Origin of the sequence: Frigoribacterium sp. Leaf186 (assembly GCF_001423905.1) — a bacterium.
Lineage (GTDB): Bacteria > Actinomycetota > Actinomycetes > Actinomycetales > Microbacteriaceae > Frigoribacterium.
This window is the reverse complement of record NZ_LMPQ01000010.1, coordinates 226,887-253,412: the sequence shown is the minus strand read 5'-3', so window position 1 is coordinate 253,412 and position 26,526 is coordinate 226,887. Positions and strand designations below refer to the sequence as shown.

The 26,526-nt window shown below is 71.7% G+C and carries 20 protein-coding genes and 1 pseudogene; 18 read left to right on the top strand and 3 right to left on the bottom strand.

Annotation, left to right across the window (positions count from 1 at the left end; genetic code table 11):
- The first annotated feature begins 9 nt into the window (after positions 1-9).
- The 6 genes from ASG05_RS07910 (at position 10) to ASG05_RS07885 (ending at position 8,865) form a co-directional block, all read left to right on the top strand.
- Complete coding sequence (locus ASG05_RS07910) at positions 10-1,401, top strand: DUF6350 family protein (RefSeq protein WP_200936786.1); 1,392 nt, start codon at positions 10-12, stop codon at positions 1,399-1,401.
- A 77-nt stretch (positions 1,402-1,478) separates the two neighbouring features.
- On the top strand, positions 1,479-2,072 hold the full coding sequence (purN, locus tag ASG05_RS07905; RefSeq protein WP_056259606.1) for a phosphoribosylglycinamide formyltransferase: 594 nt from the start codon (positions 1,479-1,481) through the stop codon (positions 2,070-2,072).
- The gene (gene purH, locus ASG05_RS07900) at positions 2,069-3,733 is read left to right on the top strand and encodes a bifunctional phosphoribosylaminoimidazolecarboxamide formyltransferase/IMP cyclohydrolase (RefSeq protein ID WP_056259604.1); all 1,665 of its coding nucleotides are present in this window, start codon (positions 2,069-2,071) and stop codon (positions 3,731-3,733) included. Before purN ends, purH begins: the two co-directional genes overlap by 4 nt.
- A gap of 471 nt (positions 3,734-4,204) precedes the next feature.
- Positions 4,205-6,037, top strand: a complete 1,833-nt coding sequence (locus tag ASG05_RS07895; RefSeq protein ID WP_056259602.1) for an ABC transporter ATP-binding protein — start codon at positions 4,205-4,207, stop codon at positions 6,035-6,037.
- The gene (locus tag ASG05_RS07890; protein WP_082486553.1) at positions 6,034-7,983 is read left to right on the top strand and encodes an ABC transporter ATP-binding protein; all 1,950 of its coding nucleotides are present in this window, start codon (positions 6,034-6,036) and stop codon (positions 7,981-7,983) included. Before ASG05_RS07895 ends, ASG05_RS07890 begins: the two co-directional genes overlap by 4 nt.
- A 93-nt stretch (positions 7,984-8,076) precedes the next feature.
- Positions 8,077-8,865 carry a GNAT family N-acetyltransferase gene (locus ASG05_RS07885; RefSeq protein ID WP_056259600.1) on the top strand — a complete coding sequence of 263 codons (789 nt, stop codon included), beginning with the start codon at positions 8,077-8,079 and terminating at the stop codon, positions 8,863-8,865.
- Positions 8,866-8,967: 102 nt separating this feature from the next.
- Here the strand turns inward: ASG05_RS07885 and ASG05_RS07880 are convergent, their stop codons facing one another.
- Both ASG05_RS07880 and ASG05_RS07875 read right to left on the bottom strand, forming a co-directional pair.
- Positions 8,968-9,297, bottom strand: a complete 330-nt coding sequence (locus tag ASG05_RS07880; RefSeq protein WP_056259598.1) for an MGMT family protein — start codon at positions 9,295-9,297, stop codon at positions 8,968-8,970.
- Positions 9,294-9,764, bottom strand: coding sequence for a GNAT family N-acetyltransferase (locus ASG05_RS07875; RefSeq protein ID WP_056259597.1), 471 nt, complete (start codon positions 9,762-9,764; stop codon positions 9,294-9,296). The genes ASG05_RS07880 and ASG05_RS07875 overlap by 4 nt, the downstream gene beginning before the upstream one ends.
- 90 nt (positions 9,765-9,854) lie before the next feature.
- Here ASG05_RS07875 and ASG05_RS16850 point away from each other — a divergent pair.
- The 6 genes and pseudogenes from ASG05_RS16850 to ASG05_RS07850 form a co-directional block, all read left to right on the top strand.
- Positions 9,855-10,337, top strand: a pseudogene (locus ASG05_RS16850) (winged helix-turn-helix transcriptional regulator); the annotation flags it as partial.
- 11 nt (positions 10,338-10,348) lie between these two features.
- A complete protein-coding gene (locus ASG05_RS16845; RefSeq protein WP_369814054.1) occupies positions 10,349-11,125 on the top strand; it encodes an ROK family protein in 777 nt (258 codons plus the stop codon).
- Positions 11,126-11,266: 141 nt separating this feature from the next.
- On the top strand, positions 11,267-12,655 hold the full coding sequence (locus ASG05_RS07865) for an extracellular solute-binding protein (RefSeq protein WP_056259595.1): 1,389 nt from the start codon (positions 11,267-11,269) through the stop codon (positions 12,653-12,655).
- A 4-nt stretch (positions 12,656-12,659) separates the two neighbouring features.
- A complete protein-coding gene (locus tag ASG05_RS07860; protein WP_056259594.1) occupies positions 12,660-13,646 on the top strand; it encodes a carbohydrate ABC transporter permease in 987 nt (328 codons plus the stop codon).
- Between the two features lie 2 nt (positions 13,647-13,648).
- The gene (locus tag ASG05_RS07855) at positions 13,649-14,485 is read left to right on the top strand and encodes a carbohydrate ABC transporter permease (protein ID WP_056259591.1); all 837 of its coding nucleotides are present in this window, start codon (positions 13,649-13,651) and stop codon (positions 14,483-14,485) included.
- A gap of 94 nt (positions 14,486-14,579) precedes the next feature.
- Positions 14,580-17,654, top strand: coding sequence for a glycoside hydrolase family 38 C-terminal domain-containing protein (locus ASG05_RS07850; RefSeq protein WP_056259588.1), 3,075 nt, complete (start codon positions 14,580-14,582; stop codon positions 17,652-17,654).
- A 171-nt stretch (positions 17,655-17,825) separates the two neighbouring features.
- Here the strand turns inward: ASG05_RS07850 and ASG05_RS07845 are convergent, their stop codons facing one another.
- Positions 17,826-18,752: an ROK family protein gene (locus tag ASG05_RS07845; protein WP_056259586.1), complete on the bottom strand. Its 927-nt coding sequence runs from the start codon at positions 18,750-18,752 to the stop codon at positions 17,826-17,828.
- 340 nt (positions 18,753-19,092) lie between these two features.
- On the opposite strand from ASG05_RS07845, the gene ASG05_RS07840 reads away from it, so the two are divergent.
- From ASG05_RS07840 to nagB, 6 genes are all read left to right on the top strand, one after another.
- The gene (locus ASG05_RS07840; protein ID WP_056259585.1) at positions 19,093-20,301 is read left to right on the top strand and encodes an ROK family transcriptional regulator; all 1,209 of its coding nucleotides are present in this window, start codon (positions 19,093-19,095) and stop codon (positions 20,299-20,301) included.
- A gap of 142 nt (positions 20,302-20,443) precedes the next feature.
- Positions 20,444-21,766, top strand: coding sequence for a sugar ABC transporter substrate-binding protein (locus tag ASG05_RS07835; protein ID WP_157490131.1), 1,323 nt, complete (start codon positions 20,444-20,446; stop codon positions 21,764-21,766).
- Positions 21,767-21,927: 161 nt separating this feature from the next.
- Complete coding sequence (locus ASG05_RS07830; RefSeq protein ID WP_200936784.1) at positions 21,928-22,929, top strand: carbohydrate ABC transporter permease; 1,002 nt, start codon at positions 21,928-21,930, stop codon at positions 22,927-22,929.
- Positions 22,926-23,879, top strand: coding sequence for a carbohydrate ABC transporter permease (locus ASG05_RS07825; protein ID WP_200936782.1), 954 nt, complete (start codon positions 22,926-22,928; stop codon positions 23,877-23,879). The genes ASG05_RS07830 and ASG05_RS07825 overlap by 4 nt, the downstream gene beginning before the upstream one ends.
- A 4-nt stretch (positions 23,880-23,883) precedes the next feature.
- Positions 23,884-25,614 (top strand): beta-N-acetylhexosaminidase, encoded by a 1,731-nt coding sequence (locus ASG05_RS07820; RefSeq protein WP_200936780.1) that lies wholly within the window; start codon positions 23,884-23,886, stop codon positions 25,612-25,614.
- 107 nt (positions 25,615-25,721) lie between these two features.
- On the top strand, positions 25,722-26,507 hold the full coding sequence (gene nagB, locus ASG05_RS07815; RefSeq protein WP_056259584.1) for a glucosamine-6-phosphate deaminase: 786 nt from the start codon (positions 25,722-25,724) through the stop codon (positions 26,505-26,507).
- Positions 26,508-26,526: the final 19 nt, after the last annotated feature.

Below are 26,526 nucleotides of genomic sequence, written 5' to 3'. Positions count from 1 at the left end.
TCGCTCGCGATGAACCGCCCAGTCACCGCCCTCTTCGCCGCGCTCGAAGCCCTGCTCGTCGTGGGCGTCGGCGTCGGCATCCCCCTCGTCGTGCTGACCTCGCTCTGGGCGTTCCAGTACGGTTTGCAGATCGACTGGATCGTGTTCTGGCGGGCGGCCGTCGACTCGTGGCTCGTCGGCCACGGCGCCGACCTCACCCTGCAACTCAGTGCCGACGCCGCGGCCGCGACGGGCGTCACCGGGGCCGACGCCCCCATCGTCGTCTCGCTGGCGGCGATGGGCTTCGCGGCGCTCACCGTGCTGATGGGGGTCCGGGCCGGCCGGGCCGCGGGTGAGACGGCGCACCGCGTGACGGGCGTCCTCGTCACGATCGGCACCGTCGCCCTGCTCTCGCTCGCACTCACGGCCTCGGCCCAGCACGAGCTCGCCCGTCCCTCCCTCTGGCAGGGGACGCTGCTGCCGACGCTCGTCTACGCGGTGCCCGTCGTGGCCATGGCCGAGGTGACCCGGCGACGTCGCGGAGAACCCGCCGACCCGGTGACGGGTGCCGTGGTCGGTCTGCTGTCGCGACTGCCCGGGCAGGTGACCGGCATCGCCGCGGCCGCCCTGCGCCTCGGCGCGACCGCCGCCGCGGCCGTGCTCGCCGCCTCGGCACTCGTCGTCACGGTGCTGATCGTGACCAGCTACGCCGAGGTCATCACGCTCTACGAAGGGGCTCACGGAGGGTTCCTCGGGGGGCTCGCGTTGACCGTGGGCCAGCTCGCCCTGATCCCCGACGTCGTCGTCTGGGCGGCGTCGTGGCTCGTCGGCCCCGGCTTCGCCATCGGCACCGGGTCGTCGATCTCTCCGCTCGGCACCGTGGTCGGGCCGATGCCCGCGATCCCGCTGCTGGGAGCGCTGCCGACCGCCGACCTCACGTTCGGCTTCGTCGGCCTGCTGGTGCCGGTCGTCGCGGCCTACGTCTGCGCCACGGTGCTGAGGCCGCGGCTGCAGCGCATGCTCGCCGGTCACGGCGTCGACGACCTCCTGCACCGGATCGCGACCGCGGTCGTCGGCGGCCTCGTCGGGGGAGTGCTGCTCGGGCTGCTCGCCTGGGCCGCATCGGGGTCGGCCGGGCCCGGACGGCTGACCGAGGTCGGACCCGACCCGCTGCTGGTGGGCGGGTTCGCCGCGCTCGAGTTCACCGTCGCGGGAGCGCTCGCCATGGTCGTCTCGCCCTCGACCTTCGTGGGTGAACGGACCGAGCGGCCGACGTCGTCGACCGGTGAAGCCCCGACCCGTGACGCTCGGCGTGACGCCGAGCCCGCGACCGCGACCGCGACCGCGACCGCGACCGAGCGCGCGTCCGCGTCGAGGCCGGACGGCGACGACACCGAGCGCATCGAGGGGCTCACGCGCTGAGCGCCCTGCGCATGGACCGGGTCCGGGCAGCTGCGGCCGCCCCGCGGGCCGCTCGCCCGGCCCGCTAGGCTTGCCGGGTGCTGAACCTCGTGGTGCTCATCTCCGGTGGTGGCTCGAACCTCCGGGCGCTGCTCGAGGCGGCGAGCGACGCCGAGTACCCCGCCCGGGTCGTCGCCGTCGGGGCCGACCGCGAGGCCGACGGCTTCGAGCACGCCGAGCACTTCGGGGTGCCGACGTTCTCGGTCTCGTTCTCGAACTTCGCCGACCGAGCCGCCTGGGGCGACGAGCTGCTCGCGCAGATCCGGCAGTGGCAGCCCGACCTCGTGGTGCTCAGCGGGTTCATGCGACTGGTGCCCCCGCGGGTCGTCGCGGCCCTCGCCCCGAACCTCATCAACACGCATCCCGCGTACCTGCCCGAGTTCCCCGGGGCGCACGGCGTGCGTGACGCGCTCGCGGCCGGGGTCGAGCAGACCGGGGCCAGCGTCATCGTCGTCGACGAGGGGGTCGACAGCGGGCCGATCCTCGCGCAGCGCCGCATCCCCGTGCACCCCGGCGATGACGAGTCGTCGCTGCACGACCGCATCAAGGTCGTCGAGCGCGAACTGCTCGTGCAGACCGTGCTCGACATCGCCGACGGAACGATCTCTCTCGAACAGGAGCCCACCGCATGAGCGGCCACGTCATCGACCCCAGCCTCTACCGCGACCGTGACGCCGTGCCCGTGCGGCGGGCGCTGATCAGCGTCAGCGACAAGACCGGACTGCTCGACCTCGCGGCCGCCCTGTCGGCGGCCGACGTCGAGATCGTCTCGACCGGGTCGACCGCCCAGACCATCCGCGACGCCGGCCACGCCGTGACCGAGGTCAGCAGCGTCACCGGGTTCCCCGAGTCGCTCGACGGCCGCGTCAAGACCCTGCACCCCGCCGTGCACGCGGGCATCCTCGCCGACCTGCGGCTCGAGTCGCACGAGGCCCAGCTGGCCGAGCTCGACATCGCCGCCTTCGAGCTGGTCGTCGTCAACCTCTACCCGTTCGTCGAGACCGTGGCGTCGGGTGCCGACGTGCCGACCGTCATCGAGAACGTCGACATCGGCGGGCCGGCGATGGTGCGTGCCGCCGCGAAGAACCACGCCAACGTGGCGATCGTGGTGTCGCCGACGAACTACCCGCAGGTCGTCGAGGCACTCTCAATGGGTGGCACGACCCTGGCCCAGCGTCAGCGTCTCGCCGGCGAGGCCTTCGCCCACACGGCCGCGTACGACACGGCGGTCGCGCAGTACTTCGCCGCACACGTGGGCGTGCGCGACGAGGCCGACGCGTCCGCCTCGGCGACCGGCGCCTCCTCGTCCTCCGTCGACCCCGAGGAGGCGCGGGTCGGCTTCGACCCCCGGGTCGAGGTCTCGGGCGAGCTGAAGCACACCCTCCGCTACGGCGAGAACGCGCACCAGGCCGCCGCGATCTACGCGACGCCCGGGGCGCACGGCATCGCCCAGGCGACGCAGCTGCACGGCAAGGAGATGTCGTACAACAACTACGTCGACGCCGACGCCGCCCTCCGTGCCGCCTTCGACTTCGACGAGCCGGCCGTCGCGATCATCAAGCACGCGAACCCGTGCGGCATCGCCGTCGCCTCGCCCGACGCCGTCGACGCCGTCGCGGACGCGCACCAGCGGGCGCACGCCTGCGACCCCGTCTCGGCGTTCGGCGGCGTCATCGCGGCCAACCGCACCGTGACGCGCGCCATGGCCGAGACGGTCGCCGACATCTTCACCGAGGTCGTCATCGCCCCGGGGTTCGAGCCCGAGGCCGTCGAGGTGCTCAGCCGGAAGAAGAACGTCCGCCTGCTCACGCTGCCCGCCGGCTTCGCGCGTGAGGCCCGCGAGGTCAAGCAGATCTCGGGTGGCCTGCTGGTGCAGGACGCCGACGGCTTCGACGGCTTCACGTCGGCCGGGTGGACGCTCGTCGCGGGCGACGAGGCCGACGCCGCCACGCGCGCCGACCTCGAGTTCGCGTGGAAGGCCTCGCGGGCCGTCAAGTCGAACGCGATCCTGCTCGCCTCGGGCGGCGCGTCGGTGGGCGTCGGCATGGGCCAGGTCAACCGGGTCGACTCGTGCCACCTCGCGGTCGACCGCGCCGGTGCCCGCGCCGCCGGATCGGTCGCCGCGTCCGACGCTTTCTTCCCCTTCGCCGACGGGCTGCAGGTGCTGCTCGACGCCGGGGTGACCGCCGTGGTCCAGCCCGGCGGCTCCATCCGCGACGACGAGGTCGTGGCCGCGGCCCAGGCGGCCGGCGTGACCATGTACTTCACGGGCGAGCGCCACTTCTTCCACTGAACCGTCGAGGGCGGGCGGCCGGTGCGTCGGCGCCTCGGCGGTGCCTCCGCGGCCCTCGTCGAGGGCTCAGGAGGCGCGGCTCGGGTCGGCCACCGATCCGAACGATTCAGTCTTGCGGCGGAGTCGTCGACACGCATATCCTGTAAGGCTGCTTGCAGCCGGTCGACCCCGACCGCACGGACGGACGACGACACTCAGGAGGACATGATGACGACGACGACACTGACCACGGTGGGCACCGCCACCGACGGTGCTCGCGTGGGTCGCGCCTCCTCGGCGTCTCCGAGCCCGGCACCGATCAGCTAGACGAGACGGTCCGCCGCCCACGGCACCCCTCCCACACCCCCTCCCGGCGACCATCCCCGGGCGGGGCCGCGCGTCCTCCCCAGCGACCGCGACACCACTTCATCTCCACAACGGGTCACGGCTCTGCGCCGCCACCCGTGCCAGATCACGACACTTGGATCACCCATGTCTCAGCAGTCCCCGTCCACCCGTCCGCCCGACGGCGAGGTCCGTCCCTCGACGGTCCGGGCCCTCGCGCGCCTCCACCCCTACGCGCGCCTCGCCTACCCGCGGCTGGCCCTCGGCCTGGTCGCGTCGCTGATCGCCGCCGTCGTGGCGTTGCTCATCCCGCTCGTGCTGCAACTGCTGGTCGACGGCCCGCTGTCGAGCGGCGACCGGTCACAGGTCTGGCCCGCGTTCGGCGTCGTCCTCGCCCTGGGCGTCGTCGAGGCCCTGATGATCGGCACGCGTCGTCGCATGGTGCTCACGCCGAGCACCCGCGTCGAGGCGACCATGCGCAACTCGCTCTACTCCAAGCTGCAAGACCTGCCGGTGGCCTTCCACGACCGTTGGCAGAGCGGGCAGCTGCTCAGCCGGTCGGTCAGCGACCTGAGCCTGATCAGGCGGTGGCTGGCCTTCGGGCTGCTGCTGCTGATCGTCAACCTGGTCACGATCGTCGTCGGGTTCGTCGTGCTGTTCTGGTACAGCTGGGTGCTCGGCCTGATCTTCGTCGTGGCCTCGCTGCCGGTGTTCGTCGTCAGCTTCGCCTTCGAGAAGCGCTACTCGGTCGTCGCCCGTCGCAGTCAGGACCAGGTCGGCGACCTCGCGACCAGCGTGGAAGAGAGCGTGCACGGCATCCGCGTGCTCAAGGCCTTCGGCCGGGGCAAGCACTCGCTGCGCGAGTTCGTCAAGCAGGCCGAAGACCTGCGCGGCACCGAGATCGAGAAGGCCAAGGCCATCTCGAAGCTGTGGCTCTGGCTGCTGCTCGTGCCCGACGTCGCGTTCGCCCTCTGCCTGCTCGGCGGCATCGGGTTGGCCGCCGACGGCCAGCTGACCGTCGGCCAGCTGTTCGCGTTCTTCGCCACGGCGACCGTGCTGCGCTGGCCGGTCGAGTCGATCGGCTTCTTGCTGTCGATGACCTTCGACACCCGCACCGCCGTCGACCGCTACTTCGAGGTGATGGACACCGAGAACGCCGTGACCGACCCCGCCCGACCGAAGACGATCGCCGAGCCCCGGGGGCGGCTCGAGTTCGACGCCGTGCACTTCCGCTACCAGGACTCCCCGGCGCAGTACGACGACCTCGTCAACGGGGTCGACCTCGTGCTCGAGCCGGGCGAGACCATGGCTCTCGTGGGGCTCACGGGCTCGGGCAAGACGACGCTGCTCTCGCTCGTGTCGCGGCTCTACGACGTCACGGGTGGTCGGGTGCTGGTCGACGGGGTCGACGTGCGCGACCTCACGAGGGAAGAGCTGCGCCGGCACATCGGCATGGCCTTCGAGGACGCCACGCTGTTCAGCACGTCGGTGCGCGAGAACGTCATGCTCGGCAGGCCCGACCTGGTCGACGACCCGGCCGAGGCGGACCGTGTGATGCGCGAGGCGCTCGACATCGCCCAGGCCGACTTCGTCGAGCGCCTGCCCGACGGCGTCGACACACGCGTCGGCGAAGAGGGGCTCAGCCTGTCGGGCGGTCAGCGTCAACGACTCGCCCTCGCCCGCGCCATCGCGGCACGACCCGCCGTCCTCGTGCTCGACGACCCGCTGTCGGCGCTCGACGTCGACACCGAGGCGCGCGTCGAGGCCGGCCTCCGCCGAGTGCTGGCGTCGACGACGTCTCTGATCGTGGCCCACCGACCGTCGACGGTCACCCTGGCCGACCGGGTCGCGCTGCTCGAGAACGGGCGCGTCACCGCGGTCGGTCGGCACTCCGACCTGCTCGCGGCGAACGAGCACTACCGCTACGTCATCTCGTCGCTCGACGACGACACGAACACCCGAGAAGAGGTGCTGGCATGATCGACGCGACCCTCGAGGACGACCGTCCCGACCGCCCCACGACCGCCGGCCACGCGTCGGCGTCCGACCCCGCCGCGCCGGTCGAGCACGAGGCGCTCGACGGCCGCACCCCGGCCGAGAAACGCGCCGAGCAGGGCTCGACGACCGAGGGCGTCCGCGGCGAAGAACGCCAGGACTACACCAAGGCCGAGAGCAAGCGCCTGCGCCGGCGGTCGCTGCGGCTGCTCGGATCGCTCGTGCACCCGTTGCGGTGGCGACTGGCGCTGATGGGCGTCGTCGTGATCGTCAGCACGGCCTCGCAGGTCGCGGGGCCGGCGCTCATCGCGATCGGCATCGACCGGGCCCTGCCCGCGCTGATGGACCAGCAGGACTGGGTGCCGGCGATCATGGTCGTCGTGGTCTACCTGATCACGGGAGTCATCGGTGCCGTGCTCATGGCGCAGTACACCGTGCTCTCGGCCCGCATCAGCCAGGCCATCCTGATCGACCTGCGCAAACGGCTCTTCCTGCACACCCAGCGACTCAGCCTCGAGTTCCACGAGACCTACACGTCGGGCCGCATCATCTCGCGGCAGACCAGCGACCTCGACTCGATCCGCGAGTTGCTCGACTCGGGCATCAACCAGCTGGTCTCCGGCCTGCTCTACATGGTCTTCACGGCCATCGCGTTGGTGAGCCTCGACGCCCAGAGCGGGCTCGTGCTCGCGGTCGCGTTGGTGCCCCTGTTCGCCCTGACGCGCTGGTTCCAGGTGCGCTCGCAGACGTTGTTCCGCACGACCCGCGTCGCGAGCGCGCGGGTGATCGTGCACTTCGTCGAGACCATGACCGGCATGCGCGCCGTCCAGGCGTTCCGCAAGGAGAAGCGCAACGAGGTCGAGTACGCCGGCCACGTCGAGGAGTACCGCCAGGCGAACGCGAAGGTGTTCACCCTGTTCGGCACGTTCGACCCCGGCATCGTGCTGATCGGCAACGCGACCCTCGCGGTGGTCGTGCTCTGGGGCGGGTTCCGGGTCATCGACGGCTCGCTCGAGGTCGGTGCGCTGCTCGCGGTCGCGCTGTACGCGAAGCGGTTCTTCGACCCGGCCGAAGAGATGGCCATGTTCTACAACGGCTACCAGTCGGCGTCGGCCGCGCTCGAGAAGATCTCGGGCGTGCTCGAAGAGCAGCCGAGCGTGCCCGACCCGACGCGCCCGGTCGACCTGTGGGAGGCCAAGGGGCAGGTGCACTTCGACGACGTCGAGTTCGCCTACAACGCCGACACGGTCGTGCTGCCCGGGTTCGACCTGCACGTGCCGGCGGGGCAGACCATCGCCCTGGTCGGCTCGACCGGGGCGGGCAAGTCGACCCTCGCCAAGCTCATCTCTCGGTTCTACGACCCCACGCGGGGTGCGGTGACGCTCGACGGCGTCGACCTGCGCGACCTGCACCCGAAAGACCTGCGACGCGCCATCGTCATGGTCACGCAAGAGGCGTACCTCTTCTCGGGTTCGGTGGCCGACAACATCTCGCTGGGCAAGCCCGACGCGACGCGTGACGAGATCGTGCGGGCGGCGAAGGCGGTCGGGGCGCACGAGTTCATCGACGCCCTGCCCGACGGGTACGACACCGACGTGAACAAGCGCGGCGGGCGGGTGTCGGCCGGGCAACGCCAGTTGTTGTCGTTCGCGCGGGCGTTCATCGCGAACCCGAGCGTGCTGATCCTCGACGAGGCGACGGCGTCGCTCGACATCCCGTCCGAGCGCATGGTGCAAGAGGCGCTGCAGACCCTGCTCGCCGATCGCACGGCGGTGATCATCGCCCACCGGCTGTCGACGGTCGCGATCGCCGACCGGGTGCTCGTCATGGAGCACGGCAAGATCGTCGAGGACGGAACCCCCGACGACCTCATCGCGGGCACGGGCCGCTTCGCCCAGCTGCACGCGGCCTGGCGCGACTCGCTCGTGTGAGGCAGGCGGGCCGGGCCCCGACGGCGACGGCGACGGCGACGGCGACGGTGGCCCGGCCCCGCCCGCCGACCGGGCTCGGCTAGCCTGGCCCCGATGACCGACGCGACGACCTACCTGCACGCCTACGACGAGCAACTGCGCACCGACGCCGAGACGCCGAGCGCCGTCGCCGTCACCCGGCACGGCCCGCTGCGACTCGTGACCTTCGCCGGCGGTCGCGGCTTCGTCACCTACCGAGACCTCGGTGGAGCGGATGCGGACGCGATCCGCGAGCTGGTGGAGGTCGCCGTCGAGCACTTCCGTGCCGACGACGAGATCACCCGGGTCGAGTGGAAGACGCGGGGGCACGACGAGGCGCCCGGGCTGCACGACGCCCTCGTCTCCCACGGTTTCGAGCCCGGCGAACCGGAGTCGATCATGATCGGCCCGCTCAGCGCACTCGCCGGTCTCGGCGAGGTCCCCGACGGCGTGACCGTGCGTCGGGTCACGACCGAGGGGGACGTCCGCGCGATGAGCGCGATGGTCGACGAGGCCTTCGGCGAACGGGTCGACGCGCGCACGGCCGACGCCTTGCTCTCGCGGCTGGCCCGCGGCGACGGCATGGAGCTCTGGGTGGCCGAGGTCGACGGTCGGATGGTCAGCGGTGGCCGACTCGAGCCCGTGCCCGGCACCGACTTCGTCGGCATCTGGGGCGGTGCCACCCTCGAGGCCTTCCGCCACCGAGGCATCTACCGGGCGCTGACCGCGGCTCGAGCCCGTTCTGCTCTCGCCGGAGGCAAGACCCTGGTGCACAGCGACTCGACCGAGGGTTCGCGGCCGATCCTCGAGCGGTCCGGCCTGATCGCGGTGTCGACGACGACTCCGTACGACTGGGCGCGCTGAGTCAGGGGTCGCGTCACCCCGTGCCCGTGCCCGTGCCCACCCCGTGCCCGTGCCCACCCGGTGCCCGTGCCCACCCGGTGCCCGTGCCCACCCCGCGCCCGGTCAGGGGCGGTGGGAGGCGCGCTCGAGGTCGACGCGGAAGGCGCCCGTCCGGCTCCACAGCAGAGGGGTGCCCTCGACGCGGTACATCTCGAGGGCCCGCTGCTCGTGGTCGAGCGGGGCGTGGCCGGAGGCGCGGACCACCCGCCACCACGGGAGGTCGGCCCCGGCGTACGCCATCACCTGGCCGACGCCCCGCGACGCCCGCGACCCGAGGGCGGCCGCGACCGAGCCGTAGGTCATGACGTGGCCGGGCGGGATCGACTCGACGACGGCGACCACGCGCGACGCGAAGTCGTCGGGGGCCGGTGGCCCCCCGGCGTCGGGGCTCACGCCTCCGGTGACGCCAGCGTCAGCCCGGCGACCTGCTCGCCGTAGGGCGTCTCGCCGATGACCTCGAAGCCGATGTGGTGGAAGAACTCTTCGGGGCCGTCGTCGCCGGGCTCGTAGATGACGGTGACGCGGTCGAAGCCGCGGCTGCGGGCCTCGTCGGCGAGGGCGTGGACGGCGAAGCGCCCGATGCCCCGGCCCTGGGCGTCGGCCTCGACGTTGATGCGCCAGATGCAGCTGCGCAGGGCCTCGTCGTCGGCCTCGGCGTCGAAGTTGCCCATGATGAAGCCGACCACCGTGCCGTCGGCGTCGACGACGACCCGGGGCCACGCGGTCGTCGGGTTGACGTAGGCCTCGGCGATCGAGTGCGAGACGGGAGCGACGAACTGCTCTTGCCCCGGCTTGAGCGTGAGGTTGTTGGCCGCGACGACCGTGGCGGCGGACAGTTCTTCGAGGCGCAGACCAGACATGGCATCAGGGTATCGGCGTGCCCCCGAGGGCACCACCACCGGGCGGATGAGGGTCGCGGCGTGCGCACGGAGGCCCTCGGGTCGTGGAAGATGGCGAGAATGAACCGCGGGACGAACCTGCCGGCGATCGGCGGCTACAACCGATCCGTGGTGCTCGACGCGATCCGACGAGAGAGCGCCGGCCTCAGTCGCACCGAGATCGCCGGTCGGACGGGGCTCAGCCCCCAGGCCGTGACGAACGTCTCGCGACGCCTGCTCGAGGCGGGCCTCATCCGCGAGAGCGGCACCGTCATCAGCGGCCCGGGCAAGCCGCGCACGATGCTGCAGCTCGAGTCGCGCGGGAGGTTCGCCGTGGGGGTGCACATCGACCCCGCCGTGCTCACCTTCGTGCTGCTCGACCTCGTGGGGACGGTGGTGGCGCACGCCCGCGAGCTGACCCCGTCCGCGAGCGAGCCCGACGAGGTGGTCGCCCTGATGGCCCGGGCGATCGACGGTCTCGTGGTGACCAGCGGCGTCGACCGCGACCTGCTGCTCGGGGTCGGCATCGCCTCGCCCGGCCCGGTCGACATCGGCNCGCCCCGCCGATGATGCCGCACTGGCGGCACGTGCCGCTGCGTCGGGCGCTCAGCGAGGCGACCGGCCTGCCGGTCCTGCTCGAGAAGGACGTCACGGCCTGCGCGGTCGCCGAGACGTGGCTGAGCGAAGGAGGCGCGGGTCGGCGGACCGACTTCGCCTTCGTCTACTACGGCACCGGTTACGGCACCGGGCTCGTCCTCGGCGGTGACGTGGTGCGCGGGGCCAGCGCGAACGCGGGGGACTCGGGCCACGTCATGGTCGCCGACCACGGGCACCGCTGCACCTGCGGGCGCATCGGCTGCGTCGGAGAGCTCATCACGCCGCACGCCCTGGTGCGGGAGGCCGTCGACGGGGGAGTCCTCGTCGCCGGCGACGTGTCGGACGACGCGCTCGCCGAGGCGGCACGGCGCGGGGACGACGTCGACATGCGCCGCATCGACGAGGCGTTCGGCGCCCTCGTCGGCAAGGCGGACGCGGGCGACGCCGCGGCGTTGGCGGTGCTGCACGGCGCCGGTCGCCACCTGGCCAGGGCCCTCGTCACGATCGTCAACCTGCTCGACCTCGACGAGATCGTCTGCGGTGGGCCGTTCTGGGCGCCGCTGTCGCGGCACGTCCTCGAGGTGCTGCCGGCGGCCGTGCGCGACGACCCCGCGCTGATCCCGAAGCACCCGATCCGTGTCGTCGAGTCGTCGATCGGCATCGACGTCGCGGCCGTCGGGGCGGCCTGCCTCGTGCTCGACCAGACGTTCTCGCCGCGACCGTCCGCGCTGCTGATCCGCGCCTGAGGGGCCGACCCGCGCCTCCTGGTCCGTTACCGGAACGTTGCACGCCTCCTTCTTGACACGAGTTACTCCATACGATGTAGTAATCGCATCGCGGTCGGGCAGAGCTGCCCGGCGCCGACGCGGATGGAGCAAAGGAGCACCATGTCACGCACGTTCACCTCGGCCCGGGGGCGCAAGCGCGCACTGGCCGTCGCCGCCGCGGCAGTCGCCACGGCCCTGCTGGCCTCGGGTTGCGCGGGGGGTGCCGGCGACGGCGACTCCGACACCATCAAGGTCGCGTACCAGAAGTTCGGCACGTTCACGCAGATGGACGCCCACATGAAGGAGACGGCCAAGACCTTCGAGGCGGCCAACCCCGGCATGAAGGTCGAGTTCGTGCCCATCGCGGCGCAGAACGACGACTACTTCACCAAGCTCGCGCTGATGAACCGCTCGGCCGCCACCGCGCCCGACGTGATGTACGAGGACACCTTCAAGGTCAAGAGCGACGCGGCCGCCGGCTACCTGCTGCCGCTCGACGAGTACACCGCCGGGTGGGAGGACTGGGACAAGTTCTACGACAACGCCAAGGAGGCGGGCGTCGGCGAGGACGGCAAGACCTACGGCATCCCGATGGGCACCGACACGCGGGCGCTCTGGTACAACAAGGACCTCTTCGCCCAGGCGGGCCTGCCCGTGCCGTGGCAGCCCGAGACCTGGCAGGACGTGCTCGACGCGGCCGAGACGGTCAAGGCGAAGGTGCCGGACGTCGTGCCGCTCAACGTCTACTCGGGCAAGCCGCAGGGCGAGGGCGCCACCATGCAGGGCTTCGAGATGCTGCTCTACGGCACCCCCACCGGCACCCTGTACGACGACGAGACCGGCAAGTGGCTGACCGACTCGCAGGGCTTCGTCGACTCGCTCGGCTTCATCGAGGACGTCTACCAGGGCGGCGTCGGACCGAAACCCGAGGAGGCGCTCGACACCAACATCGCCACCATCGTCGGCGGGGAGTGGCTTCCGCAGGGCAAGCTCGCGATCGCCCTCGACGGTTCGTGGATGAGCGGCACGTGGCTCGAGACCGGTACCAACCCGTGGCCCGAGTGGAACGACGTGATGGGCCAGGCGCCCATGCCGACGCAGGACGGCGCGAAGCCGGGTGCGACGAGCATGTCGGGCGGCTGGACGCTCGCCGTGGGGTCGAAGTCGAAGAACCCCGACAAGGCGTTCGAGTTCATCGCCGACGCCCTCGACAAGGACGGCTCGCAGAGCTACGACATCGCCGCCAGCCAGATCGCCGTCCGCAGCGACGTCGCCGAGGACCCGGAGTACGTCGACAGCAACCCGACCTTCGAGTTCTTCTCGTCGATCGTTCCGGTGACGCACTTCCGCCCGGCGACGACCGACTACAGCCGCATCTCGAACGAGATCACCGTCGCGATGGAGGCCGTGATGACGGGCCAGCAGAGCCCGGAGGAGGCCGCCGCGGCCTTCGACGAGCAGCTGGTCGGCATCGTCGGTGAGGACCAGACGCAGAAGGCGGGGGACTAGCCGGATGGCGACCATCGCCCCCACCCCGGTCGGCCGCGAGAGCGGCCGGCCGGGGGCCCCCGGGCCCGGCCCCGGGCCCCACGGCGAGAAGCCGGGTCGCCGGGCCGGTGCCTCGAAGGCCCGTGCGCTGCGCACGGGTGCCCGCACCCTGCCGCTCGTCCCGGCCTTCGTGCTGCTCGCCCTCTTCTTGCTGGGGCCGGTCATCTCGAGCTTCTACGGCTCGTTCACCGACGCCTCGCTGACCGGCTACGCCGCGGGCGGGTCGGAGTTCATCGGGTTCCGCAACTACACCGAGCTCTTCGCCGACCCGGACTTCCCGAAGTCGGTGCTGCTGACGCTCGCCTTCGTCTTCTTCTCGGCCGTGGTCGGGCAGAACGTCGTCGGCCTCGGGCTGGCGTTGCTGATGCGGAACGGCCACAAGGTCGTCCGGTCGATCGTCGGCACCTTCGTCATCGCCGCCTGGGTGCTGCCCGAGATCGTGGCGGCCTTCGCGGCGTACGCGTTCTTCAACGACGCGGGCACGCTCAACACGGTCCTGTCGTGGTTCGGCATCACGGGCGCCAACTGGCTCTACGCGCTGCCCATGCTCTCGGTGATCCTCGCCAACATCTGGCGGGGCGCCGCGTTCTCGATGCTCGTCTACTCGGCGGCGGTGCAGGAGGTGCCGCCCGAGATCACCGAGTCGGCCGAGGTCGACGGCGCCACCGGTTGGCAGCGCCTGGTCTACATCACGCTGCCGGTGATCCGACGCAGCATCTCGACCAACCTCATGCTCACCACGTTGCAGACGCTGTCGGTGTTCACCCTCATCTACGTGATGACGGGTGGCGGGCCCGGCGTGAACAGCACGACGCTGCCGATCCTCGCCTACCAAGAGGCCTTCCAGTTCTCGCAGCTCGGCTTCGGCACCGCCATCGCCACGATCATGCTGCTCGTCGGCGCGGTCTTCTCGATCATCTACATCAGGGCCCTGAAACCGGAGGTCGACTGACCATGGCCATGACCTCACCCAGCGGCCGCAGCATGAAGGCCGTCTCGAACGTCGTGCTGATCGTCATCGCGATCTGCTTCGCCGTGCCGCTCGCCTGGCTGCTGCTCGCGTCGTTCGACCCCTCGGCCACCCTGTCGGCCAAGGTGCCGTCGCAGTTCACGCTCGACAACTTCACGGCCGTGCTCACGCCCGAGATCTCGTTCGTGCCGCTCGCCAACAGCCTGATCGTCTCGGGCGGTTGCGCGCTGGTGACCGTGGTGGTGGCGATCCTCGCCGCGTACCCGTTGTCGCGGTACCGGATGCGCATCAACAAGCCGTTCCTCTACGGCATCCTGTTCGGCACGGGCCTGCCCATCACCGCGATGATGGTGCCGGTCTACAGCCTGTTCGTCTCGCTGAACCTGATCGACTCGATCGGCGGCACGGTGTTCTTCCTGGCCGCGACCAGCCTGCCGATGGCGATCTGGATGGCGAAGAACTTCATGGACTCGGTGCCCATCTCGCTCGAGGAGGCCGCCTGGACCGACGGCGCCTCGATGTTCTCGACGTTGACGCGCATCGTCGTGCCGCTCATGCGGCCGGGCATCGCCGTGGTGTTCATCTTCGTGTTCATCCAGGCCTGGGGGAACTTCTTCGTGCCTTTCGTGCTGCTGCTCAGCCCCGACAAGCAGCCCGCGGCCGTCAGCATCTTCAACTTCTTCGGGCAGTACGGCTCGGTGGCCTACGGCCAGCTCGCCGCGTTCTCGATCGTCTACTCGGTGCCCGTCATCGCGCTGTACGTGCTCGTGTCGCGGACCCTCGGTGGGTCGAACGCGCTGGCCGGCGCCGTGAAGGGGTGACGCGCCTCCCCACCAGTCAGCCCGCAGCCCTCGCGATCCACAGAACGACCCGCCCCACCGCGCGCTCCGGCGCGCCCGTCAGGAGACTGATCCCATGCACGACAACACCGTCCTCGTCGAGGCCCGCATCGACCGCTTCGTCCGCGACCGCATCACGCCGGCGGTCTACCGCCGGGCCGTCCCGCTGACGATCTCGGCGTGGGAGGCGCCGGGCGAGCCGGTCCCGTTCGCCGAGGCCGTCTCGCACGAGTTCACGCCGTTCTCGGTCGGTTCGCCGTGGAGCCGCCCCTGGGGCACCACGTGGTTCCACGTGACCGGCACGGTGCCCGACGACTTCGGCACCGACCCCTCGACGGCACTCGAGCTGGTCGTCGACCTCGGCTTCAGCATCCGACAGCCCGGGTTCCAGGCCGAGGGCCTGGTCTGGCGGCCCGACGGCACGATCGTCAAGGCGATCGAGCCCTACAACGGGTACGTGCCGCTGACCTCGATCGGCGCGGGCGTCACACCGGGCAGCACGATCGACGTCTACGTCGAGGCGGCCTCGAACCCCGACATCGGCGGTGACGACTTCCACGGCGAGACGCTGCTGGGCGACCCCGAGACCGCCGGCGACGCGCCGATCTACGCCCTGCGGGGCATCACCCTCGCCGAGCGCGACGAGGTGGTCGCCGAACTCGACCGCGACGTGTGGACGCTCGTCGGGCTGATGCGCACCCTCGACCCCGCGACGCCGCGACGACACGAGATCCTGCGGGCCCTCGACCGCATGTGCGACGTCGTCGACCACGCCGACGTGGCCGCCTCCGCCGCGCTCGGGCGCGAGGCGCTCGCCGGGGTGCTCGCCTCGCCGGCGAACGCGAGCGCACACCGCGTCGTGGCGACCGGTCACGCCCACATCGACTCGGCCTGGCTCTGGCCCGTGCGCGAGACGCAGCGCAAGGTCGCGCGCACCTTCTCGAACGTGGTCGCCCTGATGGACGACGACCCCGACTTCGTGTTCGCCGCCTCGAGCGCCCAGCAGTACGCCTGGCTCAAAGAGCGGTACCCCGAGCTGTTCGAGCGAGTCAAGCAGAAGGTCGCCGAGGGCCGCTTCGTGCCCGTCGGCGGCATGTGGGTCGAGTCCGACACGAACATGCCCGGCGGCGAGGCGCTCGCGCGTCAGTTCGTCGCCGGCAAGGGGTTCTTCCTCCGTGAGTTCGGCGTCGACGCCGACGAGGTCTGGCTGCCCGACTCGTTCGGCTACACGGGCGCGATGCCGCAGATCGCCCGGGCCGCGGGGGCGAGCTCGTTCTTCACCCAGAAGGAGTCGTGGAACGAGACGAACCGCATGCCCCACCACACCTTCCTCTGGGAGGGCATCGACGGCAGCCGCGTGTTCACGCACTTCCCGCCGGTCGACACGTACAACTCCGACCTCTCGGCCGCAGAACTGGCGCACGCCGAGAGCGGCTACGCCGAGAAGGGGTTCTCGAACGTCTCGATCGTGCCGTTCGGCTGGGGTGACGGCGGTGGCGGGCCGACCCGCGAGATGATGGCGGCCGCGCGCCGGGCCGCCGACCTCGAGGGCTCGCCGCGCGTGACCGTCGGCACCCCCGCCTCCTTCTTCTCCCAGGCGCGGGCCGAGCTCTCCGACCCGGCGGTCTGGTCGGGCGAGATGTACCTCGAGTTCCACCGCGGCACCTACACGTCGCAGGCGCGCACGAAGCAGGGCAACCGGCGCAGCGAGCACCTGCTGCGTGAGGCCGAGTTGTGGAGCGCGACGGCCGCCGCGCGCGGGCTGGTCGACTACCCCTACGACGAGCTCGAGCAGATCTGGCACGTCGTGCTGCTGCAGCAGTTCCACGACATCCTGCCCGGCTCGTCCATCGCCTGGGTGCACCACGAGGCCGAGCGGCACTACGCGCGCGTCGCCGAACAGCTCGAGGCGATCATCGGGTCGGCTCAGCGCGCACTCGCGGGGTCGGGCTCGGCGACGACGACCTTCAACGCCGGGCCCGTCACGGCCGCGGGCGTCGAGGCGTCGTCGGGTTCCGCCGAAGGCCTCGCCCAGGAGGCGGGGGTCGGGTCGGTCTCGCCGGTCCCCGACGGCGACGGCTGGGTGCTCGACAACGGGCTCGTCCGCGCGGCGTTCGACGGTGACGGCCTGGTCGTCTCGTTGGTCGACGCCTCGTCCCGGCGCGACCTCGTCGCCCCGGGCGAGAGGCTCGGCCTGCTGCAGCTCTTCCGCGACACCCCCAACCAGTGGGACGCGTGGGACGTCGACCAGGCCTACAAGAACGTGCGCACCGACCTGGTCGAGGCCGAGTCGGTGGTCGCCGACGGCGGCGCGCTCGTCGTGACCCGTCGCGTCGGCGGGTCGACGATCGTGCAACGCTGGTGGCTCGACGACGGCGAGGCCGAGCTGCACGTGCAGACCGACGTCGACTGGCACGAGCGACAGAAGCTGCTGAAGCTGGCGTTCCCCCTCGACGTGCACGCCGACCGAGCGGCCTCCGAGGTGCAGTTCGGGCACGTGCAGCGCCCGACCCACCAGAACACCTCGTGGGACTTCGCCCGGTTCGAGACGGTGGCCCACCGCTGGGTGCACGTGGCCGAGCCCGGCTTCGGCGTGGCCGTCGCGAACGACGCCACCTACGGGCACGACGTCACCCGCAGCACCCGCGACGCGGCCGACGGGGGTGACGGCGGCACCACGACGCTCGTCCGGCAGTCGCTGCTGCGGGCACCGACCTTCCCCGACCCGTACGCCGACCAGGGCCGGCACGTGCTCCGCTCGTCGGTGCGGGTCGCACCCGACGTGCTCGAGGCCGCGACCGCGGGCTATCGGCTCAACCTGCCCGTGCGACGGGTCGAGGGGGCGTCGGGTGCCCGGGTGGCTCCGCTCGTGACGTCGTCGTCGCCCGCGGTGCTGGTCGAGGCGGTCAAGCTCGCCGAAGACCGCTCGGGCGACCTGATCGTCCGGCTCTACGAGGCCCGGGGGGCCCGGGCGTCGAGCACCGTCACGGTCGACGACGACAGCGGGTTCGGCGAGGCGTGGCGCACCGACCTGATCGAGCGCGAGCTCGCCGAGGGCACGGCCGGGGCCGGACGCTGGGCGACGGGCTCGGCGATCGACCTCACCCTGCGCCCGTTCGAGATCGTGACGCTGCGGGTGGCCCGGGCGTAGCGCCGGCGAGTGCCCGCCAGCGGGTACCGCACCACGAGGTGGTCACAGCGCCAGGTTTTCTCCTGGCGCTGTGACCATTTTGTGGCGCGGTGGCGCCGGGGGCACGGCGGCGTGGCGGCGTGGCGGCGCGGGGGCGCGACTGTGCGGCGGGTGCGGGTGCGGGTGCGCTCGTCAGAGCGCGGCGGCGACCGCGGCGCCGGGCCCGCGGGCTCCGACCGTCGCCGCGCCGACGGCGGCCACGGGGAACCCCGGCGGCAGCAGCTCGATGCGCGACGAGAGCTCGAGCGACGCCAGGAAGGGCGACCCGGCCGCCCAGCGGTCGAGCACGCCGGCGACGTCGTCGAGCAGGGGGCGACCGAGGTTGCTGAGACCGCCGCCGATCACGACGGAGTCGACGTCGGTCGTCAGGACGAGGAGGCGCACCGCGGCCGCCACGCCCGCCGCGAGGTCGGCACGCACGCGGACGGCCTCGGGGTCGCCCGCGTCCGCCGCCGCGAACAGCGCCACGGCCGGGTACGCCCCCTCGGTGGGCCAGTGGCGGGAGACCGCGGCCCCGGCCGCCACGGTCTCGAGGCACCCGCGCTGACCGCAGGGACAGGCCTCTCCCGCGGGGTCCACGGGCACGTGGCCGATCTCACCCGAGACCCCCCGTGACCCCCTCCAGAGCTCGCCGTCGACGACGAGGCCCGCGGCGAGGCCGGTGCCGAGGTTCAGGTAGCCCACCGAGCCCGACAGCGACATGGCGAGGTAGGCGCCGAGTGCAGCGGCGTTCACGTCGTTCTCGACCCGCACGGGCACCCCGAGCCGGGCCGCCATCGTGGGCCCCACCGCCACGTCGTCGAAGCCGATGTTCACCGCGTGCCGGACGCGACCCGTCGCGCCGTCGACCAGGCCGGGGATGCCGATGCCGACGGACTCGAAGGCGGTGACCTCGACGCCTGCTCGGCCGGCCAGCGAGGTCACGGCCGCGATCGCGTTGGCCAGCACGGCGTCCGGGCCGAACCCCGTCGGCAGCCGGAGGCGGTGGACGGGTGCCCCGGACGCGTCCACGACGACGGCGTCGATCTTGGTGCCGCCGATGTCGAGACCGACCCTCACGGCCGTCCCGTCGGCTCGGCTGCGGAGGGGCCCGCCGGGGCACGGCCGAGCGCGCCGGAGGCCGCGACGACGGACGCGGTGGCGGGCGTGGACATGTTTGTTAGTAAAGCTTACGAACCATGCCTCGGCAAGGGCTCGGACTGATCGACGGCCGATGTTTCGGGTGTTGACCGTCGGTGTTTCGTGTGCGTAAACTCGCCGCCACGCACCTTGACACGTGTTTGTAAGGCTCATTTACTAACGGCACGCCACCATGGCGTCGCCACCCCGGCACCGCTGCCGACGGGCCTGCAGACCGGGCCACAGGTCGGCGACGATGCCGAGACGAGAGGACGCGCCCGTGACCAGCACGACGATCACCAGGCAGCAGCAACCGCCCGTCCGCGCGCACAACCGGTCGCTCGTCCTGCAGGCGCTCTACCGCGACGGCTCGATGAGCCGGGCGGACCTCGCCCGTCGCTCGGGGTTGACCCGCCCGACGGTCTCGGCCCTCGTCGCCGAGCTGATCGACGGCGGCATCGCCCGCGAGCTCGGGGTCCGGGACGACTCCCGGGTCGGCAAGCCGGCGACGCTCGTCGGCATCGAGTCGGACGCCTTCCACATCGTCACGGTCGACCTGTCGAGCGCGGAGCGCTTCGTGGGGGCCGTCGTCGACCTGCGGGGCGGCGTCGTCGAGCGCGCGAGCGTGGACCTCGACGGCGCCGTCGGTGAGGCCGCGGTCGCCCTGGTCGAACGTCTCGTCGACGACCTCGGCGCGCTGACGACCCGCCCGGTGCTCGGCGTCGGCGTCGCGACACCGGGCATCGTCGACCACGACGGGGTCGTCCGCACCGCCGTCCACCTCGGCTGGTACGACCTGCCCCTGCGGGCGCGCCTGTCCGACCACGTCGGGCTGCCGGTCCACGTCGGCAACGACTCGAACGCCGCCGCCGTGGGCATCCGCACCTTCGGCGAGACGACCGTGCAGGCCGCGACCGCGCACCCCGCGACCGGGCACCCCGCGACCGCCACCACGCACCCCCCGACCGCGCACCCCGCGACCGTACGCGCCGCGACGGGCCAGAGCCTCATGGTCGTCACCATCGACCACGGCGTCGGCGTCGGGCTGGTCGTCGCCGGTGCCCTCGTCGAGGGCGACCAGTTCTCGGCCGGCGAGATCGGGCACGTGACGGTCGACGAGAACGGCGATGTGTGCGCGTGCGGGCGACGCGGGTGCCTCGAGGAGGTGCTGGCCGCTCCGCAGCTCAGGGCGCGCCTCCGTCAGCACGACGAGGGATCGCGAGGTGCCGTGCTGCACGACGCCGGTCGAGCCCTCGGGCTCGTCCTCGCGCCCATCGTCAGCGCGCTGAACATCGACGAGGTCGTGCTGTCGGGCCCCGCCGACCTGGTCGAGGGCGCCCTGCTGCGGGCGGCCCGCGAGACCGTCCGGCAGCGGACCCTGTCGGCGGTCAGCAACGGCCTGACGATGCGCATCGCGGGCAGCGGCACCGACCTCGCCCTGCGGGGGGCGGCGTCGTTCGTGCTGCAGGCCGAACTGGGGCTGACGTGAGCCCCACCACAGACCTCGGGGGCCCACCCCCGGAGGCGGCGAGGGCCTTCGCCCGTGCCGCATTCCCGACCCGACGCTTGTGCGAGCGCGGGCCGGGACCACAGCGATGCGGCATCCCCGCTTCGAGAACGAGGAGATGAAATTGCGAATCCAACGCTACACGGCGGTCGGGGCCCTGGGCCTGGCCGCGGCACTCGCCCTGACCGCCTGCTCGAGCTCGGGCACGGGCGGCAGCTCGTCCGACTCGCCGCAGGCCGTCCCCACGACCAAGGGCGACGGGAAGAGCCTGACCGTCTGGGTCATGACGGGTGACTACACGCCCGAGACCATCGACGCGATCAACGAGGAGTTCACGAAGCAGACCGGCGCCGAGGTCGACGTCCAGATCCAGCAGTGGGACGGCATCACCACGAAGATCAGCACGGCGCTCGCGACGAGCACGCCGCCCGACGTGCTCGACCTCGGCAACACGCAGGTCGCCAGCTACGCCGCGAACGGCGCGCTGCTCGACCTGACGTCGTACCGCGACGACCTCGAGCAGGGCCAGACCTGGCTGACCGGTCTCGAAGAACCCGCCACCGTCGACGACTCGCTGTACGCCGTGCCGGGCTTCGCCGGTGCCCGCGCCGTCATCTACAACAAGACGATGTGGGCCCAGGCCGGCATCACCGAGGCCCCGACCACCTACGACGAGCTCACGGCCGACCTCGACGCGGTGAAGGCCGCGAACACGGCCTCCGACTTCTCGGCCTTCTACCTGCCCGGCCAGTACTGGTACGCGGGCATGCAGTTCGTCTGGGACGCCGGCGGCGAGATCGCCACGTCGAGTGACGGCACCTGGACCGCCGGCCTCGAGAGCGAGGAGGCGCAGCAGGGTCTCGAGGACTTCACGGAGTTCCAGAACGCCTACTCGACGCCCGCCTCGCAGACGCTCGACACCGACGCGCCCGACCAGACGCAGGTCTTCGCCGACGGCAAGACCGCGACGATCCTGCACACCAACGGCTCGATCGACCTGATCAAGAAGGCCAACCCCGCGCTGACCGACGACGACTTCGGCACCTTCCCGATGCCCGGCAAGTCGGGCGAGACGCAGCCGGTCATGCTGGGCGGCTCGGACTGGGGCATCGCGGCGAAGAGCCAGAACTCCGACCTCGCCCTGCAGTGGACCAAGATCGCCACCAGCCCCGACATCCAGAGCGAGTGGGTCGTCGGCAACGACGGCTGGATCCCGAACAGCGAAGAGGGCATCGAGGCGGCCGGCAGCGTCGTGACGCCGATCCAGAAGGGCTTCTTCGACGCCGCCCTGAACTCGAAGGCCACCCCGGCCAGTGCGAACTGGGCGGCCCTCGAGGGCGACAAGAGCATCAACCAGCTCTTCTCCTCGGTCGTCTCGGGCTCCAAGTCGGCCGAGGCCGCGGCGAAGTCCTTCGACGAGGCCACCGACGAGGCACTGAACGACTGACGACGAGGCGCCGGGCGACCGGCACCGCCGGGCGACCGGCACCGCCGGGCAACCGGCACCGACCACCGGCAGCACCCCGGGGGCGCCGCGCGACCACCTGATCGCGCGGCGCTCCCGCCCCCTCGACCCGCCCCTCCTGGACTCGAACCGAAAGAGGAACCGTGGCCCTCTCGATCGCTCCCGGTCTCACCGAGACCCCGCCCGGCGCTGCGCCCGACCAGAAGGGCCGCAGGCGCCCGAAGAACGAGCGGAAGGCTCCGGTGCGGCCGGGGAAGAAGCGCCAGCTCGCCCCGCTCTGGCTGCTCTCGCCGGCCGGCATCGTGCTGCTGGCCGTGACCGTCGCACCCATCGTGTTCTTGGTCTTCACGTCGTTCACCGACTACGACCAGCGCTCGCTCTTCACCGGCGCCTACGACTCGGTCGGCGTGCAGCAGTACGCGACCCTGCTGACCGACACCGACTTCTGGTGGTCGCTCGGCCGCACGCTCGTGTTCACGGCCGCGATGGTCGGCGGCAGCGTGCTGATCGGCACCGGCGTCTCGCACCTGCTGACCCGACTCGGCACCCCGATGCGGTACGCCGTGACCGTCGTGCTGATCCTCGCCTGGGCTATGCCGAACGTGGCGTCGTCGATCGTCTGGAAGTGGCTGTTCCAGCCCGGCTACGGCGTCGCGAACTGGCTGCTCACCCAGACCGGCCTGGTCGGCGACATGACCAACGTCGACTGGTCGAACGACGCGGCCCTCGCCTACACGAGCATCTGGATGCTCATCGTGTGGCAGGCCGTGCCCTTCATCGCACTGACCATGTACGCCGCCGAGACGCAGATCCCGCTCGAGTACAAAGAGGCCGCGCGGCTCGACGGCGCGAGCGAGTGGCGCGTCTACCGGACGGTCACCCTGGTCTTCCTCAAGCCGACTCTGCTGCTGATCACCATCTTGTCGATCATCTGGGACTTCAACGCCTTCAACCAGATCTGGCTCGTCTCGGCCGGCGGCCCCGACGACGCGACCTCGACCCTCGGCGTCTTCACCTACGTCACCGCGTTCGTCGGCTTCGACATCGGGCAGGGCGCCGCCATCTCGGTGGTCACCACGCTGCTGCTCGTCGTGCTGACCGCGTTCTACGTCCGCAACCTCGTCCGATCCGGAGAAGACCTGTGACCACGACCGCACCCGCCGGCGTCGGCACCACGACGACCGAGACCGTCGCCCGCGACGAGAAGAGCACGGAGGCGCGCTCGGGCCACGGCACCGTCCGCCCGTCGGCCGCGCGCCCGACCCGCCGCCGCCGGAAGCCCCGCTGGGTCAGCAACGCGATCGCGGTCGTCTTCAGCCTCGTCTGGCTGTTCCCCGTCTACTGGATGGTGAACACGGCGTTCAAGCCACGGCCCGAGGTGATGACGGCGACCCCGCTGTTCTGGCCGCAGAACCCCACGTTCGACAACTTCGTCGTCGCCGTGACGCAGTCGGACTTCTTCACGAACCTGCGCAACAGCGTCATCGTCGTCGCGGGCGCCGTGATCTTCTCGATCGTGCTCGGCCTGTTCGCCTCGGCCGCCCTGTCGCGGTTCCGGTTCCGGGGGCGGCGCACGATCATGGTGTTCATCCTGATCGTGCAGATGCTGCCGGCGACGGCCCTGCTGATCCCGCAGTTCCTGATCTTCAACAGCCTGGGGCTGCTCGGCACCTACGGCGGGCTCATCCTGGCGTACGTCGCGTCGACGCTGCCGTTCTCGATCTGGGTGATGCGCGGGTTCTTCCTGGCGATCCCGGTCGAAGTCGAAGAGGCCGCCCAGCTCGACGGTGCGAGCACCTGGCAGGTGCTGACGCGCATCATGTTCCCGCTCGTGCTGCCCGGCATGATCGCGACGAGCATCTTCGCCTTCATCGCCGCCTGGAACGACTACCTCGTGGCCTACACGTTCATGAAGGACCAGTCGATGTACACGCTGCCGGTCTGGCTGGCCTCGTTCAGCACGCCGACGAGCGGCACAGACTTCGGCGGGCAGATGGCGGCCTCGGTGCTGTTCTCGTTGCCGGTCGTCGTCTTCTTCATGATCATCCAACGCAACCTGGTGACCGGCATGTCCGCCGGCGCCGTGAAGGGCTGACCCCGTGACGCACACACCCTCGACCACCTCGACGCCCGCTCGCCCCGGCACCACGACGCCCGAGACCGCACCCGTCGCTATCGTGCCGCGTCCGGCCCGGCTGACCCGCGCCTCCGGGGCGTTCCGACTCGACTCGGCCACGCGCGTCTCGGCGCCCGACGAGCTGGCCGGCGTCGTCGCCTGGCTGCAGCAGGCGCTGCGTCCGGCGACCGGGCTGCCCCTGCGCGAGGGCAGCGCCGACGGCACCGGCATCTCGTTCGACCTGGACGCCTCGCTCGGGGCCGAGGCCTACCGGCTGGAGGCGCGACCCGCCGGGGTGCGCATCACCGGCGGCGACGCGGCCGGGGCGTTCCACGGCGCCCAGGTGCTGCGTCAGCTGCTGCCCGCGTCCGTGTACCGGTCGGCCCTCGTGCCGGGCGTCGACTGGGTGGTGCCCGCCGTCGACGTCGAGGACCGACCGCGGTTCGGCTGGCGGGGGACGCACCTCGACGTCGCGCGGCACTTCCTGCCGAAGCACGACGTGCTGCGCTTCGTCGACCTGATGGCGCTGCACCGGCTGAACACGCTGCACTGGCATCTCACCGAGGACCAGGGTTGGCGCATCGAGATCGCGAAGTACCCGCGGCTGACCTCGGTGGGCGCCTGGCGCGGCTCGTCGCAGGTCGGGGCGGGGCCGGACGCGACCCAGGACGGTCGGCCGCACGGCGGCTTCTACACGCAGGACGACATCCGCGAGGTCGTGGCCTACGCCGCGGCACGCCACATCACGGTCGTGCCCGAGGTCGACGTGCCGGGCCACTCGATGGCCGCGATCACGGCCTACCCGCACCTGGGCGTCGGGGCCGTCGAGGTCGACGGCACGCCGGTCGAGTCGCCGCGGCAGATCGCCGTCGGGACGGAGTGGGGCATCTTCGAGGACGTGCTCAACACCGAGCAGTCGACGGTCGACTTCTACACCGACGTGCTCGACGAGGTGATGGAGCTGTTCCCGGGCACCTGGATCGGCATCGGCGGCGACGAGTGCCCCAAGGCGCAGTGGCAGGCCGACCCGCGCACCCAGCAGCTGATGCGCGAGCGCGGGCTCGCCGACGAAGAAGAGCTGCAGGCCTGGTTCATCGGTCGGCTCGACGCGCACCTCGCGGCGGCCGGGCGACGCACCTTCGGCTGGGACGAGATCCTCGAGGGGAACGCCGCGATGTCGCCCGGCGCGACGGTGGCGTCGTGGCGCGGCATGACCGGCGCGATCACGGCGGCCCGGCGCGGCTACGACGTCGTCGCCTGCCCCGACGACCAGGTGTACCTCGACTACCGGCAGTCGGACGGGTCGGACGAGCCGATCCCCGTGTCGATCCCGCTGACCCTCGCCGACGTGTACGCCTTCGAGCCGGTGCCCGAGGCGCTCGACGAGGCCGAGGCCCGGCACGTGCTGGGCGGCCAGGCCAACATCTGGACCGAGCACATGGACTCGCCCCGCACGGTCGACTTCTTCGCGTTCCCGAGGCTGTGCGCCGTCGCCGAGGCGCTCTGGACCACCGAGCCGCGCGACTTCGACGACTTCTCCACACGGCTCGCCGTGCACCTCTCACGCCTCGACTCGATCGGCGTCGAGTACCGGCACGAGTCCGGCCCGCTACCGTGGCAGCAGCGTCCGGGCGTGCCCGGCCGCCCGGCCTCGCGAGAAGAGCGCGAGGCGTACATCGAGTCGGTCGTGGCCAACATCCGCGCCGAGGCCTGAGAGGCGCGAGCCTCGAGGCGCGAGGCGGAGGAGGCGCGGGCTGCGTCACGACGCAGGTGCCGCCTCCGCCTCGGCCTGCGCATCCGTCACGACCGGGGAGGAGCCCCATGGAGATCATCATCGTCCGCGACGCCGACGAGGTCGGCCGCGTCGCCGCCCGCAAGATCGCGTCGGTCGTCGAACGCGATCCCGAGGCCGTGCTGGGCCTCGCGACCGGATCGTCGCCCACCGGCATCTACGCGTCGCTCGTCGCGCGGGTCGAGGCCGGAGAGCTCGACTTCGGTCGTGCCTCGGGGTTCGCGCTCGACGAGTACGTCGGCATCCCGCTCGAGCACCCCGAGAGCTACGCGTCGGTGATCCACCGCGACGTCGTCGTGCCGCTGGGCATGGACGCCTCGAAGGTGCGCGTGCCCGACGGCCGGGCGGCCGACGTCGAGGCCGCGGTCGTCGACTACGAGCGCGCCATCGCCGACGCGGGCGGCATCGACGTCCAGATCCTCGGCATCGGTGCGAACGGGCACATCGGCTTCAACGAGCCCACGTCGTCGTTCGCGTCGCGCACCCGCATCAAGACCCTGGCCCCGCAGACCCGGGCCGACAACGCCCGCTTCTTCGACGACCCCTCGCAGGTGCCGACGCACTGCCTCACGCAGGGGCTCGGCACGATCCTCGACGCGCACGAGGTCGTCCTCGTGGCCCAGGGGTCGGCCAAGGCCGCGGCGGTCGCCGGCATGGTCGAGGGGCCGCTCAGCGCGATGTGCCCGGGCAGCGCGCTGCAGCTGCACCGGCACGCCACGATCGTCGTCGACGAAGCCGCCGCAGCCCTGCTGCAGCTCGCCGACTACTACCGCTACACCTACGAGAACAAGCCCGAGTGGCAGCGCTTCGAGTAGCCCGCCCGTGAGGGCGCCC